Source organism: Parerythrobacter lutipelagi (assembly GCF_005434975.1).
Classification (GTDB): domain Bacteria; phylum Pseudomonadota; class Alphaproteobacteria; order Sphingomonadales; family Sphingomonadaceae; genus Parerythrobacter_A; species Parerythrobacter_A lutipelagi.
Window position 1 is genome coordinate 61,310 of the sequence record NZ_SKCJ01000002.1, and the last position, 17,886, is coordinate 79,195.

Here is a 17,886-nt window from a genome sequence, read left to right on the forward strand (position 1 = left end):
AGGCAGATGGCAGCGCTGCGCCGATGATGGAAGAAATCTTGTCTATCAGGTGCGCCATTCGAGCAATCAGAGAGCGCGGCGCGTCAATTGCACAGCGCGATGTCGATATCCTTGCTGATCAGATCGGCTTCAAAGCCGACATTCAGCGTGTAGTCCTGCTGCGCGCACAGATTGAGCTTGGCCGACTGGTCAGGTTCGAGCGTGATTGTGTAGCTGCCGGGCAAAACGCGCTCGAAGAAGTAATAGCCCTCCACTTCAGTGCGGGCGTATTTGACGACTTTGCCGTTCGTATCCTTCAACAGCAACCGCACCCCGGAAACGCCGCGCGCGCGTCCCTCCTGCCGGAACGTCACGGTCCCGTCGACTTCGCTGACAGAGACAATCGGGAAGTCTGCGGCATGGATGCGGCCCGGGCGCGGCACCACTTCGATACCCGGTTTGATCGCCGCCAGATCGATGTCGGGGAGTGTGGAAGTGTCGACCTGAATGCTCACGCCGCGCCCTTCGCCAAGGCCCGCAAGACGGGCGATGCCATCGCCGCCCGTGGTTGCGGTCTGGTTATATGCGGCGAAATCGACTTCAGGCAACACGCTGTCTCCGGGGCCGAAAGCGCCATCTCCATCCATGTCGCGGAAAGCGCGCGCAGACACCCCGCCCGATGTCGCTAGACCCGGCCGGGCAATGAAGAAATTGCCCCGTAGCGGATCGCGCCCGAAACTTAGTCCCAGCCGCAATCCGATCGAATAGGTATCGTCGCGAAAACCGTAGCTCCCGTCCAGCGCCGCTGTGAAACGATCGAAATCGCGAACGGCGGAAAGCCCCACTTGGGCCGATTTCGAAGTGAAGGAATAGCCAACCGATCCGCGGATCGCGGTGTTGCTGTCGATCGCGCGATCGACCTCCACCGCCGCAGAGACAAGATCTGGATCGGGCACAATCTGATAGCCGAGTGACAGCCGCCCGCGGGTTTTCGAACGCGTGGCCGTTGCGAGATCGAAATTGCCGAACAGTTGCGATTGGGTGGAGAGGCCGGGGACCGATGACCGCGAATATTCGAGTGTATTCGAGACAAGGAAGTGGGGCAGCCGTGCCGATGCGCGCAACGCGGCATTGGTCTGGGCCCTTCCGGCAGCGCTCTCGGTATGCCGAATGCGTGCGGTCAACGGAATTGTCAGCCCCGATACGGGATCGCCCAGATTCAACGAGGAATTGAAGTCGATTTCCGTCGCGCGGCGGAGAAACTCCGAGCCGACGCTTCGGGTCTCGTCGATGAAATTGCCGGAGTACTCGGCATGGCTCACTGTTACTGCGGAATTGCCGAACCTGCCTCCAATGCCGCCGCTGACGGCAAAGGCGCCGCCGCTGGCAGCCGCGAGATCCCCCTTGATGGCAAACCGTCCGAGCCCGGTGCGAACTCCTGCAGAGGCGACCCACCGTTCTTCTATCGCTGTCTCGAACCAAGCGCCACTGACCAGGGCGGTGATGTCCGATGTCAGGCCGTAAGCCAGCTCGCCGCTTGCCCGCCAGGCGCCGAAGTCCTGCGCAGGAATGAAATCGGGATTGCGTATGCCGAGGACATTTTCGTCCTTCTGCACAGCGCCGAAGCGATAGACTAATTTGCCCTCGGGCAACCGCCCGTCACCCACTGTGATCCGGCGCACTTGCTCGCTGCGCTGGCCTTGTGGGCCGAAGAACACCAGGCGGAAAGCGTTGAGGCCGAAGTCGACCGGGACCTGCAGGAATTCATATTGCCCGTTGACCCGTTCGCGGGTTGATCCGATCAGGATTTCGTTGCGGTACAGCTCGACCTCATAGCCTTCCTGGAGAATGCCTCGCAGGTCGATCTTCTCGAAGACGGAGAACGTCTCCGGCGGGGAATTGGTGATGCTGATGCCGCGCCCCGAAACGCTTCGCAGCCCTATCGGCATCGACGTGGTCGAGACGTCGCCAACCGCAAATTCAGTCGCGGCAAGCGGTCCCAGCAATTCCGCATCGGGATCCATCCGGCCCAGTTCGATCAGCGAAGCGGTGAGACCGCGCTCTGTGTCGGCGCTGAAAAACACCTGTGCGGTCAGGAACCCCAGATCATTGGCTAGCTGGATATCGGTTTCGAGGCGCGGTCCGAATGCGCTGTCCGACAGGGCGCGGAGTTCGATATCGGCCAGCGGCAACGTGGCCGCCCGATATGGCGTATCTTCGCGCGGCCATGTCTGGCGCGTGTTCGGACTGGCCCGGTTTGCGAGCCGCCTGCGATCGGCCTCGCGCTTCATCCGTTCTTCGAACGGGAAAGGCTGGAGCGTTTCGACGAGTACCGCTTGCGAGCGCAAGTCTGTCTTGATCCGCAGCGGCATCAATTGCTCGAACTGGCTATCGCGAACATACAGATCGCCTTCGAAAGCGGCAGCGGCATCGGGCGCGAGTGGGGTTTCCTCGCCCCGCTGGACCAGAATGCCCTGCCTCAGGTCGATCGTCAGTGTCTGATCTTCTTCCAGCACCCAGCCATTGGCATAGTGACCGTCATCGCTCACCACAATTGCCAGATCGAGGATACGTGCGAGCGTGCCGAGCGGTAAATAAACGCCGCTTCGCGTACCATAAGCGATAATGGTGTCGGCCGCTTCGACATCCTTGACCTTCAACTCAAGGATGAGCTCGTCCTGATAGCTCAGCGCGGGTGGCTGAGCGGATGCGGTGAAACCCGATTGCCGGCTTTCGGTCATCCCCGCGGCGGCAGGGTCCGGGCGCTGATCTGCGCCGCCGCTATTCAGTCCGAGGGTCGGCTGGCTGCGTGCTGCCGGGAGGAGCTCGGAAGTGCTGGCAGCTGAGGAAGCTTGCGTTGTGTTGATGCCGGTATCGTTGGCCGCTTCCAGCTCCGCGGCATCGGGCTGCGGCGTGGTCGCGGTGGTCATCGGGATAGGGCTGCGGCGCGGCGGGACGACCGACGCCAGTTCGGGCACTGTCGATGGCTGGATCGCCGGTGCTTCTTCAGCGGGCCTGCCTTGCGCAGCCTGTGCAGTTGCGCCGCGATCAATCGTTCGGCGCCGAACGGTCGCATCATCGTCGGCCGGTAGAGCCGATGGCGGGACAAAAGACGTTTGGTCGATCACATCGGCATAGACCGCCTGCGATGCAGGGGAGGGCGGCGCGGCCGCAAATGCCTGCTCATCCGACTGCGCCGGGGCTTGCATTGGCGCTTCCACTGGGGATTGCGAAATCGGTTCAGGCGACGATTCCGCCGGCGGATTGACGCGCTGCGCCTGGTTTACGGTGCTGCTCGAGCCTGTCTGGGAGGGCTCTTGATTGTCCGGATCCTGCCTGAGCGGCGGGTTTGCTGGCACTTCTGCAATCGCAAGCGTTTCCGCTTGGGGAGGGGTGGAAGAAGGAGGAGCATAGACCGGAGGGGAGCTCGCTTGTGCTGACTGCGGATCGCCCGATGCCGGTTTGGACAGCGCTGGCGCTTCCTCGTCGGCGGCGCTCTCGCCGGCAAGCGATATCGCGGCGAGTTCCTCGGAAGTGTTCTGTGCAGGCTTTGTTTCTGGGGTGAAATCGACCTCGGGCCAGACAATTGCTTCGTCCGGTGCTTGCGCAATTCCTGCGGGACTGGATGGCGCCGGTTCCGCCAGATGTTCACCAGGGTCGCCGGCAGCATCCTTGGCCGCTGCAAATGCGGCCACGAAATCGCCTTCAGCCTCCAGGACTGACTCCGGAACCTTTGTTCCGTCTCCCGGAGCGGCCGCTTCGGCTAGCGGGCTTGGCGGCGCCGGGTTGTCGTCCGGCGGGGCGGCGGTGGCTAAAGCGGCAGGGCCGGTCACCGGCTTCGGCTCGACCGCAACGAGCGTCCGGTCGCTGGTCGTTTCCAGCAATGCGCGCTTGCGATCCTTTAGAGACCCTTGCTCGCGCAGGTCTGCAGCGGGCGCAACCGGATCGCGCATACGCCCGATAGCGGGCTCTTTAATCTCGCGCTGTTTGATCGCGCGGCGTGCCACCGGGCCGAACTCCGGTTCCGGATAACCCTGCTTGCGCGGCACCGCGCCCGGATCGGAGGCTTCCTCTTCCGGGAAGGCGAGGCCGGCATTGCTGTCTGTTTGGTCGCGCTGGCTGCAGCCGAGCCCGAGCAGGACAGTGCCAAGGGCAACCGTTCCTACATTGCGGGCTCTGGTTCTGGTCACCTGATGACGAATTTATGCTCGGCCAGCTCCGCACCGGGCGCGAAGTCATCGTCCGTATAAGTTATCGTCAATTCGACACCGGGGGCGAGAAAGCGCGGCTCTGTTTCCGGATCGATCGGCAGTAAAACCTTGCGCTGGTTGATTTCCGGATAGACGCCGATGCCACGGGAAATGGCTATGGGCTTGCTGGCACCTGGGGCAGTGACGACGAAATCGCCAAATGCGGAGCGCGTTCCGGTGCGGTCGATGGTAACGCCAACGCCTTGCGTTCCGTCGGGCAGGGCAACAAGCGCCGCATGGCTGATACCGACGTCCAGCGACGTTTCTCCGATGCGCACAATGACCGGAATCGAGATGCCAAAACGCGGGCGGATGGTGACGCCGATGCCTTCTGCCTCCTGCCCGCCAATCGCATCGTCGATCGAGAAGCCGTCATCCTGATCACGCGGAATCGACATGGCAAGAAAGTGCGAACGGTATTCTCCGTCCGGCAGGTCATTGGTTGCGCGAGCCATCATGCGAATTGTCTGGGATTCGCTGCCGCGCAGCGTGACACGGCGCGGGGAATAACGCAGAAACGGGCTTGCGGTGCGAACGCGCGCCTTGTCAGTCTCGCTCACGCCATTGTTGAATTCGATCAGTTGGCCCTGCGGGGTCATAATCATGTCCTGCACGAGGATCTCGTAATCGCCGTCGTTCACGGTCTTGTTGTACAGGCCGATGGTTGCGATATCGCGCCGTCCGTTGATCACCACGCGCTTGGGGAACAGGTTGATATCGCCCATCCCGCCGACTGAATCTACCGGCGGCTCGGGTGCTTCGGCCTCGGGCGCGGACTGCGATTGGGCAGTGGCTGTCGTCGCCAGACAGGCGAGCGAAGCGATAAGGGCGAATCCCGCAGTGCGGTATCGCCGGGAAGATTGGATCGATTTCATTTGTAACCCCGTGATGCGAACCCGGATCTCACGATCGGGCCAGCCATACACCATGATGGAATCACAGGTAAAGAGTCTGCGTCGACTGTCCCCGAAGGATCAGTTGTAACGCACAGTGACCAGGAAATTGCCGGTGTAGTTGCCGACCTGCTGGTTTGCGCCGACATTGAGCCGGGCACCAACGAACAGCGCGAAATAGCCACTGCTGTCGAGCTGGTCGAAACCTGGGCCGGTGTTGTCGCGGAACTGGTTGACCGACATCGAAGCCGTGCTGCTGGTGACGGTGATCTGAAGGCTGGTGTTTGTAGTCGTGCTGGCATTGAACCGCCGGTTTGGATCACCAAACAGCGCAAATACCGCCGGGCCGCGTCCGTTAACCGCCTGCGGGGTGTTGGCATTGCCCGTGACGCCGCCGGTGGTGGCGGTCGTGCCATCGGGCCGCACTGTCAGCGTGCCTGCCGAGGCGGGTTGCATGATGCGCCCGAAGCGCAGGTCTGCGACCGACTGAATGTCGACCGGCTCGACAACACGGGCCTGAGCCTGTCCGGGTAGCGTGAATGTGTCGCCCGGCGCAGCCATGGCCGTACCGCCAGTCGCAAATGCGACGGCAGCAAGGGCGATCCGCAAAGCGGCGCTGTGGGTTGGCCGGGAGAACATGGTTAATTGTGCCTCTACAAGTTGCGGGCGAACCCGAGATGGGTCCGCCCGCACTCGCTAAGACTTAGTTGTAGGTGACGGTCGCGTCGTAGCTGCCGGTGTAGGCACCAGCGGCCTGGCTCGCACCGACGGTCAGAATGCCTCCGACGGTGAACGTGGCAGAACCGGTGCTCGAAAGCGTGCCGGTCGATCCGCTGGCGGCAGTCGTGAAGGCCATCGAGTTCGTGCCCGAAGTCACACTTCCGGGCGCAGTCGCGATGGTGAAGCTGCGGTTCGCGCTACCGGTGACAGTGAACGAGTCAGCCGAGCTGGTCGAACCGGTCAGGAGCGTAACATCGCCGCCTGCAGTCGGTGCGCCAGCTGCAGTTACCGTCACAGTGCCGCCGCCGCCGGCAGTCATCGTGCCGAATGCGAGCGCAGCGCCCGTATCATGGGTAATGGTTATTGGAGCCACAATGGTAGCCGTTGCGGTACCCTGCGTGGTGTCAGTGTCGCCCGGTGCGGCAGCAGCCGGGGTAGCAATGGCAGCTGCGAACGCTGCGAGAACAATCTTTTTCATTTTCGGTCTTCCCCAAAAGGCTTGGTCCTGGTCGATGCGTTGTTGCGCACCACAACACGAAGGGAGTTGACCTTTCGTGTTACAAATTAGGGGATAGCCCTTAGGTCTTAAAGAAGACTTACTTCCGGGTTTGAGGCGATATCAGGGGTTTAACCCCAAATTTAAGCCGGCGCTAACCATACGACACAACTATAGGCACCTGTGCCGAGTAGGTTCCGGGCTCGGATCCGGCCGGAATTTCCAATGTGCCGCCAATACGGACATCGTCGCTGCCGTTCATATCGAGCTTGCCCATCAGGTTGTCTCCCGGGCGGTTGCGGCTTTGCGAATGCAGGCCGGTTACGAAAAGAGCGCCGCCGCCGCCTCGTGCAGCTGCGGTGACCTGAGCCGGGAGGAGAATGTCGTAATCCCGTCCTTGCTCGCCCCTTACCGTGAACAAGGCTGCTCCAGCGGCGCAGTCATTTTGCTCGCTGCATGCCGCCCTTGCTCCGCCGGTGTAGCTTGCCGTGCCGCTGCCGGCAGGAACCGTTACAGTCCCTGGTTGCAGGTCGGAAACCGCTACCGCCCCGAATTGCAGATCAGTGATCGCAGTAACTGCCAATGGCTCGACAATGACAGCCGAAGCCGAACCTTGCGCGGTCGCTCTGCCTGGCTGCGCTGCCGCCACGCTGGGGAAGAGACACAACAGGACCAGTGCTGCGATTGCGTGTCGGCGGACAAATTCAGGGCGGTGAGCAGCACGCGTCATGTGCCGCTGACTATTGGACAATTGGCGCTGTTCCAGCGCGCAGAGATCACTTGACCGATATCAGGACAGCATCGACCGGAATTCCTAACGCGACTGTTCCGCCGCCGGAGTCGCGCTCCACATCCAGCCGGCCGCCAAGATTGAACGTGGTTTCGCACGCGCGCTGGACGCAATTGGGGATGGTGATTTCGATCGCCTGACCTGCGGAGACGGTCGAATACCCTGGCAGATCGGTCTGGTATTGCGTCAGCCGGGTCACAAGGCCGCCTTGCGTCTGCATCGGCGTGGCGGAAAAGCGCAATTCGATCTTGAGGTCGAGCCGCCTGCGGCTGTTGTTTCCGCGGTCGTAGCTGACTTTGAACCGAGCAGGCCCGGTTCCCGAATTCGTGGTTGAGAAGATCCCGACGCTTTGCACGGTCCCGGTCGGGCCGACGATCCGGTACCCCCGATCCATGACTGCGAATTCTCCGAATCGAAGCTCGCTTTCGGGAATGACCCGCAGGCGGGGAAAGTCCGCATGGGCCGTTTGCGGTACGAATAGGACCATCGCAGCAAGCAGCGCGCACGGTATTCGCAAGAATTGTCGCACTAGAGGTGGCAGGCGCAAAGTCATTGTGTTGACCATGTACCCGATCGCACGGGCTTTGCGCTACAGCGTGTGTTACATTTTGCACTGGCGCGATATTCATCCATGCCTCCTCCTGACCGGGGAGTAGCAATCTGGCGGAGCTGCTTTACGGATACGTCAACTTTGGGCTAGGCACTTTCCCCTGCCTGCACACAAGCATTGGACAAGCGATATGAACCTCGATTTCACCCCCGAAGACGAAGCCTTCCGCGAGGAAGTGCGCGAGTTCCTAAAAGAGAAGTTGCCGAAGCGCCTGTCCGAAAAGGTGCGCACCGGCCAGAATTTGACCAAGGCGGACATGGAGGAATGGCACGCCATCCTTAATGACCGCGGCTGGCTGGCCAATCACTGGCCGAAAGAATGGGGCGGTACTGGCTGGAGTGTGATGCAGCGGTTCATTTTCGAAACCGAAACGGCAATCGCACACGCGCCGCGCGTGGTGCCTTTCGGATTGTCCATGCTGGCACCTGTGCTGATCAAATACGGCAGTGAAGAACAATGCCGCCATTATTTGCCGCGCATTCTCGATGGCACCGACTGGTGGTGCCAAGGCTATTCGGAGCCGGGTGCCGGTTCGGACCTGGCCAGCCTCAAGACGCAGGCCGTGCGAGAGGGCGACCATTATATTGTCAATGGCCAGAAGACCTGGACGACGCTCGGCCAGCATGCCGACTGGATCTTCTGCCTCGTGCGCACGAGCAATGAAGGAAAGCGCCAGGAAGGCATCTCTTTCCTGCTGATCGACATGAAAAGCCCGGGCATCGAAGTACGCCCGATCAAGCTGCTCGACGGCGACTATGAAGTGAACGAAGTGTTCTTCACCGATGTGAAGGTGCCCGTTGCCAATCTGGTCGGCGAAGAGAACAAGGGCTGGACCTACGCCAAATATCTGCTGACTTACGAGCGAACCAATATCGCCGGGGTCGGCGCGTCGATGGCGTTGCTCGATACGTTGAAAGATGTCGCACAGTCCACCATGCGAGGCGGCAAGCCGCTGAGCGAAGACCCGTTCTACGCTGCGCGGCTCGCGAAGTTGGAGATCGATCTGGAGAATATGAAGACCACCAATTTGCGCGTGCTCGATGCGGCAGGTGCGGGCCATGCCCCGGTCGCTGAAAGCTCGATGCTGAAAATCCGCGGGACGGAGATCCGGCAGGAGATCAACGATCTGATGCGCCGTGCTGCGGGCCGTTACGCGCGGCCGTTCGTCGCCGAAGCACTCGAAGAAGGTTTCAACGGTGAGCCGGTCGGTCCCGAATGGGCGGGCCCGGTAGCATCGCAATATTTCAACAATCGCAAGCTCTCGATCTTTGGCGGATCGAATGAAGTGCAGCGCGAGATTATCACCAAGGCCGTCCTCGGCCTCTAAGATACGGGACACAGACAGATGGATTTTTCGATTGGTGAAGACCGGCAGATGCTGGTCGATACGCTGTCCCGCTATCTTGCGGACAAGGCTGACTGGAAAGCGCGCGAGGCCGCGCTGGAAAGCGAAGCCGGCTACGACAAGGACATGTGGCAAGGCATGGCCGAGCTTGGCATCCTGGGCGCGCTGTTTGGCGAAGAAGTGGGTGGCTTCGGCGGCTCGCCGTTCGACATCGGCGTGGTGTTCGGCGAAGTCGGGCGCGGTCTGCCGACCGGCCCGTTTCTCGCGACCTTGCTGGCGGGCAAGCTGCTCGAGGCGGCTGGCGATGAGGAAACACTGGGCGATGTGATCGGCGGAGCGAGCATCGCCAGTTTCGCGCATGAAGCTGCGGTCGGGGCTGATGGCTCGGTCGCAGAGCAAACGACAGCGACAAAATCCGGCGATAGCTGGACGCTGACTGGTGCCAAAGGCGTGGTCGATTATCTCGGCAGCGCTGATATCGTGGTTGTCACGGCTGAAACAGGGGGCGGCCTTGCGGCGTTTCTCGTCGAAACCGGCGCGTCCGGTGTCGAGGTGCGTGACTATCCGCTGGTCGATGGCGGCGCAGCGGGGGAACTGACGCTTTCCAGTGCACCTGCCAAGCTGTTGACCGAAGATGCGACCGCGATCGACGCCGCGCTGGCTGCCGGTGTCGTGGCCACTGCATGGGAAGCGGCGGCGGTGATGGAAGTCCTGCGTGACCAGACGCTGGAATATCTGCGCACCCGCAAGCAATTTGGCATCCCGATCGGCAAATTTCAGGCGCTGCAGCACCGGATGGCAACCGTTTCGCTCGAAATCGAGCAGGCGCGTTCGGCGGCGATCAACGCGGCGGCATTCTTTGATGGCAATGCGAAGGAGCGCGACCGGTTTGGCGCAGCGGCCAAATACACCCTCGGCAAGGTCGGACGGCTGGTCGCCGAGGAAGCCATCCAGCTGCATGGCGGAATCGGCATGACATGGGAACTGCCGCTCTCGCACTATGCCAAACGTCTCATCATGCTCGGTCATGTGCTGGGTGACGAGGACGAGCATCTGGCGCGTTTCATCGAACTCAGCGCCCAGCAGACGGGCCGGGCTGCCTGATCGACGTCAGGCATGGCGGATAGCCCTTCCTGGCGGATCGCAATCGATCGCGGCGGCACCTTCACCGATGTCGTCGCGAGCACGCCGGATGGGCGGCTGGTGACGGAAAAGCTCCTGTCGGAAAATCCGGAGCACTATCCCGATGCCGCCAGCGAGGCGGTGCGCCGTCTCATGGCACGTCACGGAAAGGCGCCGATTGCGGAAGTCCGCATCGGCACCACTGTGGCGACAAATGCGCTGCTCGAACACAAAGGCGCGCCGCTCGCCCTCGCGATCACTGCCGGGTTTGGCGACGCGTTGCGCATCGGCACGCAGGCACGGCCCGAGATCTTCGCCCGGAACATCGTGCTGCCCGAGCAATTGCCGCAAACTGTGGTCGAAATTGCCGAGCGGGTCGATGTGAATGGCAGTGTCCAGGTCGCGCTTGACGAGGGCAAGGCGCGCGCCGACCTGCAGGCAGTGCATGAGCGAGGGATCGACGCGCTCGCCATCGTACTGATGCACGGATGGAAGCACACAGCACACGAAGCCCGGCTGGCGCAAATTGCGCGCGAAATCGGTTTTACGCAAGTCAGTGTCAGCCACGAGGTTTCGCCGCTGATCAAGCTGGTGCCGCGCGGCGATACGACAGTGGTGGATGCGTACCTGTCACCTGTAATCCGCCGATATGTCGAGCAGGTAGCGGGGCAGATGCCGCAAACCGGGCGGATGCGTTTCATGCAGTCGAACGGAGGACTGGCGGAAGCGAGCGCCTTTCGCGGCAAGGATGCGATTCTTTCCGGCCCGGCGGGCGGCGTGGTCGGGATGGTCGCTGCCAGCAAACCCATCGGTTTCCGCAAGTTGATCGGTTTCGATATGGGCGGGACCAGCACCGACGTGTGCCATTACGCTGGCGAGTACGAGCTGACCGGAGACAGCGTGATCGCGGGCGTCCGGATCGCCGCGCCGATGATGCAGATCCACACTGTGGCGGCCGGCGGCGGCTCGATCTGCCGCTTCGACGGCGCGCGCTTCCGCGTGGGGCCTGAAAGCGCCGGGGCCAATCCCGGCCCGGCGTGCTATCGCAAGGGCGGCCCGCTGACGGTAACCGACTGCAACCTGTTCCTCGGGCGCATCGATCCCGCATTCTTCCCTGCCAGTTTCGGGCCGGGCGGCGACGAGCCGCTCGACCCGGCAGCGAGCGAAGAGCGATTGCGCGAAGTTGCTGCGGCCTTGCCCGAGCCGATGCCGCTGGAGGGAATCGCTGAAGGATTCCTCGCCATCGCGGTCGACAATATGGCCGGCGCCATCCGCAAGATCAGCGTCGCACGCGGGCACGACGTCGCCGAATACGCGCTCGCCTGTTTCGGCGGCGCGGGCGGGCAGCATGCGTGCAAGGTGGCTGACATGCTCGGCATCGAGACCGTGCTGGTGCACCCGCTGGCGGGAATCCTGTCGGCCTTCGGTATCGGGCTTGCCCCGGTGAAAGCGATTCGCGAGGCGAGCGTGGTGCGCGCGCTGGCGGACGGGTTCGAAGCGGAGCTGGCGGAGCTGGTAGATGCGGCGCGCGGCGATTTGCGCGATCAGGGCATTGCCGAGGAAGCGATCAGCGTGGTCCCCCGCGCGCGGCTGCGCTTCGAGGGGAGCGACAGCACGCTCACGCTCGATATTGCCGATGCAGCGTCGATGGATGCGGATTTTCGCAAACTCCACCGCCAGCGTTTCGGCTATTCGGACGATACGGCGTTGATTATCCTTGAGGCCCTGAGCGTCGAGGCCAGTGGCGATTCGGGCGGCCTCGACCGGGCGCAGCCGCTGGTCGGGGACAGCGCAGGCGCGCAGCCAAGCGGCCATTGGCGCACGATCGAGCGCGGCGGGATGAGCGCGGGCGAGACGACCCATGGCCCGGCGCTGGTCATCGACCCAGGCTCCACCACCGTGGTCGAAGAGGGCTGGCAGGCGAGGCTCGGCGAGGACACCAGCCTTGTCCTGACCCGTCACACCGCGCTCTACCGAAGCCGCGCGGCGGGGACCGAAGCCGATCCGGTCCGGCTGGAGATATTCCACAACCTGTTCATGGCGATTGCCGAGGAAATGGGGATGGTCCTCCAGTCGACCGCCTCCTCGGTCAATATCAAGGAGCGGCTCGATTTCTCCTGCGCGCTGTTCGCCGCAGACGGTTCGCTGATTGCCAATGCGCCGCATATCCCGGTCCACCTCGGCAGCATGGCGGATTCGATCCGCCGCGTGGTCGAAGTGCGCGGAGACAATCGCGACGATCGCGGCATAAGGCGCGGCGACGCCTATGTGCTCAACGATCCCTATCGCGGCGGGACGCATTTGCCCGACATCACGTTGATCGTCCCGGTGTTCTACGACGACACCTCCGATACGCCCGACGCTTTCGTCGCTGCGAGGGGCCACCATGCCGATATCGGCGGGATCGCCCCCGGCTCCATGCCTCCCGAAAGTTCGACTATCGATGAGGAAGGCGTACTGCTCGACGACGTCCTGCTGGTCGACGAAGGGCGTTTCCGCGAGAGCGCGATCCGCGAAGAGCTCAGATGGGGCGAATGGCCCGCGCGCAATCCCGATCGCAATATCTCAGACCTGCGCGCTCAGCTTGCCGCCTGCACGCGCGGCTCGGAATTGCTCCAGCAGGCCGCACGCGACCAGACCCGCGAAGTCATCGCCGCCTACATGGACCACGTGCTCGCCAATGCGGAGGAAAGCGTGCGCCGCCTGCTCGGCACGCTGGAGGACGGCAGTTTTACCTACGCAATGGACAATGGCGCGCAGGTCTCGGTCGCGATCCGTATCGACCGCGAGCGCCGCTCCGCCGTGTTCGATTTTACCGGCACCAGCGCGCAACTGCCGAACAATTTCAACGCCCCGCGATCGATCACCCGCGCCGCTGCGCTCTATGTGCTGCGCACGCTGATCGACGATCCGATCCCGATGAACGATGGTTGCCTGCGGCCGGTCGAGCTCATCGTGCCCGAAGGCTCGATGCTGAGTCCCGCGCCGCCCGCTGCGGTGGTCGCGGGCAATGTCGAGACGAGCCAGGTCGTCACCGACGCGCTGTTCGCCGCCACCGGCCGCCTGGCACCGAGCCAAGGGACGATGAACAATTTCACCTTCGGCAACGAGACGCACCAGTATTACGAGACCATCGCGGGCGGATCGGGCGCGGGGCCGGACCATGACGGGACCAGCGCAGTGCAAACGCATATGACCAACAGCCGCCTGACCGATCCCGAAATCCTCGAAACGCGCCTGCCGGTGCGGCTTGACCGGTTCGCAATCCGGCGGGGCTCTGGCGGCTCAGGCGCGCATCGCGGCGGCGACGGGGTTGAGCGCAAAATGACTTTCCTTGAACCGGTGCGTGCGAACATGCTGGCCAATCGCCGCAAGATTGCACCTCGCGGGCTGGCTGGAGGGGGGGATGCTTTACCGGGGCGCAATTGGGTCGAGCGCAGGGATGGCACAGTGGAAGAGCTCAGCGCCACCGCATCGGCAGAAATGGAAGCGGGTGACGCCTTTGTTATACTTACGCCTGGCGGGGGCGGCTTCGGGGAGGCATCGGAATGAACTACTGGCCATTGGCGGGCATCGCCATTGTCGTCGCCGGATTTGCCCTGCGGTTCAATCCGCTGCTGGTGGTGGTCGTCTCCGCGCTCGCGACAGGCTTGCTGGCAGGCCTCGATTTCGTCGCCGTGGTGGAGGCGCTGGGCAAGGCTTTCAACGACAACCGATATATCTCGGTCACATGGATCATCCTGCCGGTCATCGGCCTGCTCGAACGATACGGTTTGCAGCAGCGCGCGCGCGGGCTGATCGAGAATATGCGCGGTGCAACCATGGGCAAGCTGCTGGTCGTCTATCTCGGCTTCCGCCAGATCACCGCCGCAATCGGAATGAAGGATATCGGTGGTCACCCGCAGGCGGTTCGCCCGCTGGTCGCGCCGATGGCCGAAGCGGCGGCGGAGAAATCACACGGCGACTTGCCTGACGAAGAGCGTGAGAAGGTCAAGGCGATGTCGGCGGCGACCGACAACGTCGGGCTGTTTTTCGGCGAGGACATCTTCTTCGCCATCGCTTCGATCCTGCTGATTCAGGGCGTGTTCGAAAGCGCGGGCTACCCGCTCACCCCGCTGCAACTCTCGGTGTGGGCGATCCCGACCGCGATCTGCGCCTTCCTGATCCACGGCGGGCGGCTGCTCGCGATGGACCGGAGGCTCGGCAAGCTGCCCGCGGTTGAAACGGAGGCGGGCCGATGATCACCTACGAATGGCTCTTCATCCTCGCCGGTGCCTTCTTCGCGATCTGGGCGCTGTTGTCGCTGCGCGATCGGAAATGGGGCAATGCTGCCTTCTGGGGCCTGCTTGCGGCCAGCTTCTTCTTCGGCAGCCATCTCAGTGACTTTGCCAATGGCGTCCTCGTGCTCGCCATGGTCGGCATCGCGGGCGTGGGCGGTCTGAAACGCAGCGATCCGCCGACCACCACGCTCGAGGAGCGGCTGAACTTCTCCGCGCTGCTCGGCAACAAGCTGTTCGTCCCGGCGCTAATCGTGCCGATCACCGCCGTCGCGGGCACGCTGCTCTACAATTACACCCCGTTCGGCGAGACCGGCCTGTTCGAGGAACGGCGCGAGACGCTGATCCTGTTCGGCATCGGCGTGCTGTTCGCGCTGGCCGCGGCGATGGTGTGGCTTCGGCCGCCGGTGCTCGCCCCGGCAGAGGAAGGCCGCCGCCTGCTCGACTCGATCGGTTGGGCGGCGATCTTGCCCCAGATGCTCGCGGCGCTGGGCGCGGTCTTCGCGCTTGCCGGGGTGGGGGACATAATCGGCGCCATGGCGGGCGCGGTGATCCCCGAAGGCAGTATCCTGCTCACCGTGATCGTTTTCGCACTCGGAATGGCGCTGTTCACCATGATCATGGGCAACGCCTTTGCCGCCTTCCCGGTGATGGCGGCTGCGATCGGCATACCGCTGCTGGTGGAGGATTATGGCGGCAACCCTGCGGTGATCGGCGCGGTGGGCATGCTCGCAGGCTTCTGCGGCACGCTGATGACGCCGATGGCGGCCAACTTCAACATCGTGCCCGCCGCGCTGCTCGAACTGAAAGACCAGAACGGGGTGATCAAGCAGCAGATCGGCACCGCAATCCCGCTGTGGGTGTGCAATGTCGTGATCATCTATGTCGGGGCGTTCCTCCTGTGGACCTGAGCGGCGAACTGACGGAGGACATCGCCCGCCATTTCGCGCGCACCGCGTTGGGCCATGTTGCGCGCGAGTACCCGCACAAGCTCGACCATGTGCTGGCGGCGGACGCAGATGCGCAGCCGCCGCGCGTGCTGCATCCGTGCTTCTTCGGCAGTTTCGACTGGCACAGCTGCGTCCACGGCTGGTGGACCCTGCTGACGCTGCGACGGCTCTATCCCGATATGCCCGAGGCGAGCGAGATTACCGCGCTGGCGGAGAACACCTTCACGCCGGACAAGCTGGCGGTGGAACTGGCCTATCTCGACCGGCCCGGCTCGGCGGGGTTCGAGCGACCCTATGGCTGGGCGTGGCTGCTCTATCTGCACCTCGAAGCGACCCGGCATGGCGATGCGGAGTGGGGCGCGAGGCTCGAACCGCTCGCCCGCGCCTTCGCCGCGCGGCTGCGGCATTATCTCGGTATCCTGACCTATCCGATCCGCACCGGCACGCATTTCAACAGCGCCTTCGCGTTGGTGCTGTCACGCGAATGGGCGGAAGCACATGATCTCGCTCTTGTCCCGATGATCGACGACAAGGCATGCCGCTGGTTCGATGCAGACCGCGCCTGCCAGGCATGGGAACCGGGCGGCGACGAGTTTCTCTCTTCCGCACTGACTGAAGCAATGTTGATGCAGCGTGCGCTCAACGCGGGGGACTTCGCCGCGTGGTTCAGAGCTTTTCTGCCCGATCTAGCCCGCCGCCAGCCCGCAAGTCTGTTCACTCCCGCGACCGTGAGTGACCGCACCGATGGTAAGATAGCCCACTTGGACGGCCTCAACCTCAGCCGCGCCTGGGCATGGCGATCCTTGTCGAGGGATATGGGCAAACAAGCCGCGATCGCCCGCGAGACCGCCAATACGCACATGGCAAGCGCTCTGCCGCACGTGACCGGTGACTATATGGGCGAACATTGGCTGGCGAGTTTCGCACTGTTGGGGATGCTGGAGAACGATCAGCAATAGTCATCGCGCACCAAAAATTTGCGTTGCGACAAATCGATACCTCTGGCGATCACCAGCATACGCATCAAAGTGTTCGCTTGTAAGAACTTGTCACAACCAGCAGCTTCAGCATGCTTTGTTGGCAATCCGGCGGTAATGCGCCAAGCTGAGAAAAAGCATAGCGGGAGACAAGGGCGGATGATGGCGAGATGGGAACGGATACTGCGCTTTGTCTTGGCCGCAGTCCTGGCATTTGCGCTGGCACCCGCACTTCATGCGCAGGATGACCCTCCGCTGGTCTATCGCGTCCAGACGGGCGACACGCTCTATGCTTTGGCCGACCGGTATCTGGATGGCCGAAATGTGGTGGCGCGCGTGCAAAGCCTCAACCGCGTAGCAAATCCGCGCCGGTTGAAAATCGGTTCCACGCTGCGCATTCCGCGCGAACTTGCACGCTACGAAGATATTTCGCTGCGTGTTCGGAAATTCAGCGGGCCGGTGCGAATTGCCGGGCGCGCGGCCTCTGTCGGAAGCCTGCTGGCCGAAGGCACGGAAGTGCAAACCGGTGCCAACGGTTTCGTTTCATTCGGCGGTGCAGACGGATCGCTGATCACCATACCGTCCAGTTCGCGAGCCCGCTTGGTGCGTGCGCGGCGCTATTTTCTGGGGCAGACGCTGGATGTCGATTTTGCAGTGCTGGGCGGCCGTGGAGCGATTCAAGCGCCGAAATTGCGCGATCAGGAACGCTTCCGCGTCCGCACTCCGCTCGCCGTGACTGCAGTGCGCGGAACGGAGTTTCGCGTTGCCCATGATGCTGACGCAAGCGTCAGCATTACCGAAGTTGTCGAGGGTACTGTGACGGTTGCAAGCGGCGACGGTTCAGACCTGACCGATGCCGGATTTGGCATCGCCAGCTCTCCCACTGGCTTGGGCGCAAAAGAGGCGCTTTTGCCGCCCCCGACGCTGGACAAACCTGGTGCAATCCAGACGGATCCTCAAGTCAGTTTCGTGGCTGATCTTCCGGTCGGCAGCACCGCCTACCGTACGCAGATCGCCCGCGATGCCGGCTTTGTCGATATCATAGCGGAGAGCATCGATAACGCCGCGGCCGCAACTTTCGCGAACATCGAGAATGGGCGCTACTTCGTCCGTGCGAGGGCAATTTCGGCTCAGGGCATCGAAGGAAAGTCTACAGAGGCCAACACCTTCCGCAGGAAACGACTTGGTGTTGCACCGTCTGTCGCGCCATCTCCGCTCGCTGACGGTTTTCTGTTTGCGTGGCTCCAGGAAGGTGAAGGCAAAAGCTATTACGCTTTCCAGTTGTGGCCAGCGGGCAGTAACGAGTCCTTGCTGGTTGACGAAGTCGGGCTGGACGGATCGGGCATGGTCCTTTCCGGGTTGGACCAAGGAGCCTACGAGTGGCGCGTCGCGGTGATGCAGGCCGATCCAGAGGATGGGTTGATCAAGGTCTGGGCGCCGGTGCAGAAGCTGACCGTGTCGGATTGACCTGCGGCTG

The 17,886-nt window shown here is 62.7% G+C and carries 13 protein-coding genes; 7 read left to right on the top strand and 6 right to left on the bottom strand.

Features of this window, described 5'->3' with window-relative positions; genetic code table 11:
* Positions 1-83 precede the first annotated feature (83 nt).
* The 6 genes from E0502_RS08720 to E0502_RS08745 all read right to left on the bottom strand — a co-directional run bounded on the left by E0502_RS08720 (position 84) and on the right by E0502_RS08745 (position 7,615).
* On the bottom strand, positions 84-4,169 hold the full coding sequence (locus E0502_RS08720) for an SdrD B-like domain-containing protein (protein WP_137677638.1): 4,086 nt from the start codon (positions 4,167-4,169) through the stop codon (positions 84-86).
* Positions 4,166-5,104 carry a fimbrial biogenesis chaperone gene (locus E0502_RS08725; protein ID WP_137677639.1) on the bottom strand — a complete coding sequence of 313 codons (939 nt, stop codon included), beginning with the start codon at positions 5,102-5,104 and terminating at the stop codon, positions 4,166-4,168. Before E0502_RS08725 ends, E0502_RS08720 begins: the two co-directional genes overlap by 4 nt.
* Before the next feature lie 99 nt (positions 5,105-5,203).
* Positions 5,204-5,761 (bottom strand): DUF4402 domain-containing protein, encoded by a 558-nt coding sequence (locus tag E0502_RS08730; RefSeq protein WP_137677640.1) that lies wholly within the window; start codon positions 5,759-5,761, stop codon positions 5,204-5,206.
* A gap of 64 nt (positions 5,762-5,825) precedes the next feature.
* On the bottom strand, positions 5,826-6,320 hold the full coding sequence (locus E0502_RS08735) for a DUF4402 domain-containing protein (protein ID WP_137677641.1): 495 nt from the start codon (positions 6,318-6,320) through the stop codon (positions 5,826-5,828).
* Positions 6,321-6,492: 172 nt separating this feature from the next.
* Positions 6,493-7,068, bottom strand: a complete 576-nt coding sequence (locus E0502_RS08740) for a DUF4402 domain-containing protein (RefSeq protein ID WP_137677642.1) — start codon at positions 7,066-7,068, stop codon at positions 6,493-6,495.
* Positions 7,069-7,114: 46 nt separating this feature from the next.
* Positions 7,115-7,615, bottom strand: coding sequence for a DUF4402 domain-containing protein (locus tag E0502_RS08745; RefSeq protein ID WP_161593743.1), 501 nt, complete (start codon positions 7,613-7,615; stop codon positions 7,115-7,117).
* A 253-nt stretch (positions 7,616-7,868) separates the two neighbouring features.
* On the opposite strand from E0502_RS08745, the gene E0502_RS08750 reads away from it, so the two are divergent.
* From E0502_RS08750 to E0502_RS08780, 7 genes are all read left to right on the top strand, one after another.
* Positions 7,869-9,065 carry an acyl-CoA dehydrogenase family protein gene (locus E0502_RS08750; protein ID WP_137677644.1) on the top strand — a complete coding sequence of 399 codons (1,197 nt, stop codon included), beginning with the start codon at positions 7,869-7,871 and terminating at the stop codon, positions 9,063-9,065.
* Positions 9,066-9,083: 18 nt separating this feature from the next.
* On the top strand, positions 9,084-10,187 hold the full coding sequence (locus tag E0502_RS08755) for an acyl-CoA dehydrogenase family protein (protein ID WP_137677645.1): 1,104 nt from the start codon (positions 9,084-9,086) through the stop codon (positions 10,185-10,187).
* 12 nt (positions 10,188-10,199) lie between these two features.
* Positions 10,200-13,757: a hydantoinase B/oxoprolinase family protein gene (locus E0502_RS08760; protein ID WP_137677646.1), complete on the top strand. Its 3,558-nt coding sequence runs from the start codon at positions 10,200-10,202 to the stop codon at positions 13,755-13,757.
* A complete protein-coding gene (locus E0502_RS08765) occupies positions 13,754-14,446 on the top strand; it encodes a DUF969 domain-containing protein (protein ID WP_137677647.1) in 693 nt (230 codons plus the stop codon). Before E0502_RS08760 ends, E0502_RS08765 begins: the two co-directional genes overlap by 4 nt.
* Positions 14,443-15,393, top strand: a complete 951-nt coding sequence (locus E0502_RS08770) for a DUF979 domain-containing protein (RefSeq protein WP_137677648.1) — start codon at positions 14,443-14,445, stop codon at positions 15,391-15,393. The genes E0502_RS08765 and E0502_RS08770 overlap by 4 nt, the downstream gene beginning before the upstream one ends.
* Positions 15,384-16,391, top strand: coding sequence for a DUF2891 domain-containing protein (locus tag E0502_RS08775; protein ID WP_137677649.1), 1,008 nt, complete (start codon positions 15,384-15,386; stop codon positions 16,389-16,391). Before E0502_RS08770 ends, E0502_RS08775 begins: the two co-directional genes overlap by 10 nt.
* Positions 16,392-16,568: 177 nt before the next feature.
* Complete coding sequence (locus tag E0502_RS08780; RefSeq protein ID WP_161593744.1) at positions 16,569-17,876, top strand: FecR family protein; 1,308 nt, start codon at positions 16,569-16,571, stop codon at positions 17,874-17,876.
* Positions 17,877-17,886: the final 10 nt, after the last annotated feature.

Excerpts from the sequence above, each read along its gene's own strand:
- E0502_RS08740 (WP_137677642.1), bottom strand. The coding sequence starts at position 7,068 with ATGACGCGTGCTGCTCACCGCCCTGAATTTGTCCGCCGACACGCAATC.
- E0502_RS08760 (WP_137677646.1), top strand. The coding sequence starts at position 10,200 with ATGGCGGATAGCCCTTCCTGGCGGATCGCAATCGATCGCGGCGGCACC.
- E0502_RS08730 (WP_137677640.1), bottom strand. The coding sequence starts at position 5,761 with ATGTTCTCCCGGCCAACCCACAGCGCCGCTTTGCGGATCGCCCTTGCT.
- E0502_RS08770 (WP_137677648.1), top strand. The coding sequence starts at position 14,443 with ATGATCACCTACGAATGGCTCTTCATCCTCGCCGGTGCCTTCTTCGCG.
- E0502_RS08755 (WP_137677645.1), top strand. The coding sequence starts at position 9,084 with ATGGATTTTTCGATTGGTGAAGACCGGCAGATGCTGGTCGATACGCTG.
- E0502_RS08750 (WP_137677644.1), top strand. The coding sequence starts at position 7,869 with ATGAACCTCGATTTCACCCCCGAAGACGAAGCCTTCCGCGAGGAAGTG.
- E0502_RS08745 (WP_161593743.1), bottom strand. The coding sequence starts at position 7,615 with ATGGTCCTATTCGTACCGCAAACGGCCCATGCGGACTTTCCCCGCCTG.
- E0502_RS08765 (WP_137677647.1), top strand. The coding sequence starts at position 13,754 with ATGAACTACTGGCCATTGGCGGGCATCGCCATTGTCGTCGCCGGATTT.
- E0502_RS08780 (WP_161593744.1), top strand. The coding sequence starts at position 16,569 with ATGATGGCGAGATGGGAACGGATACTGCGCTTTGTCTTGGCCGCAGTC.
- E0502_RS08725 (WP_137677639.1), bottom strand. The coding sequence starts at position 5,104 with ATGAAATCGATCCAATCTTCCCGGCGATACCGCACTGCGGGATTCGCC.
- E0502_RS08735 (WP_137677641.1), bottom strand. The coding sequence starts at position 6,320 with ATGAAAAAGATTGTTCTCGCAGCGTTCGCAGCTGCCATTGCTACCCCG.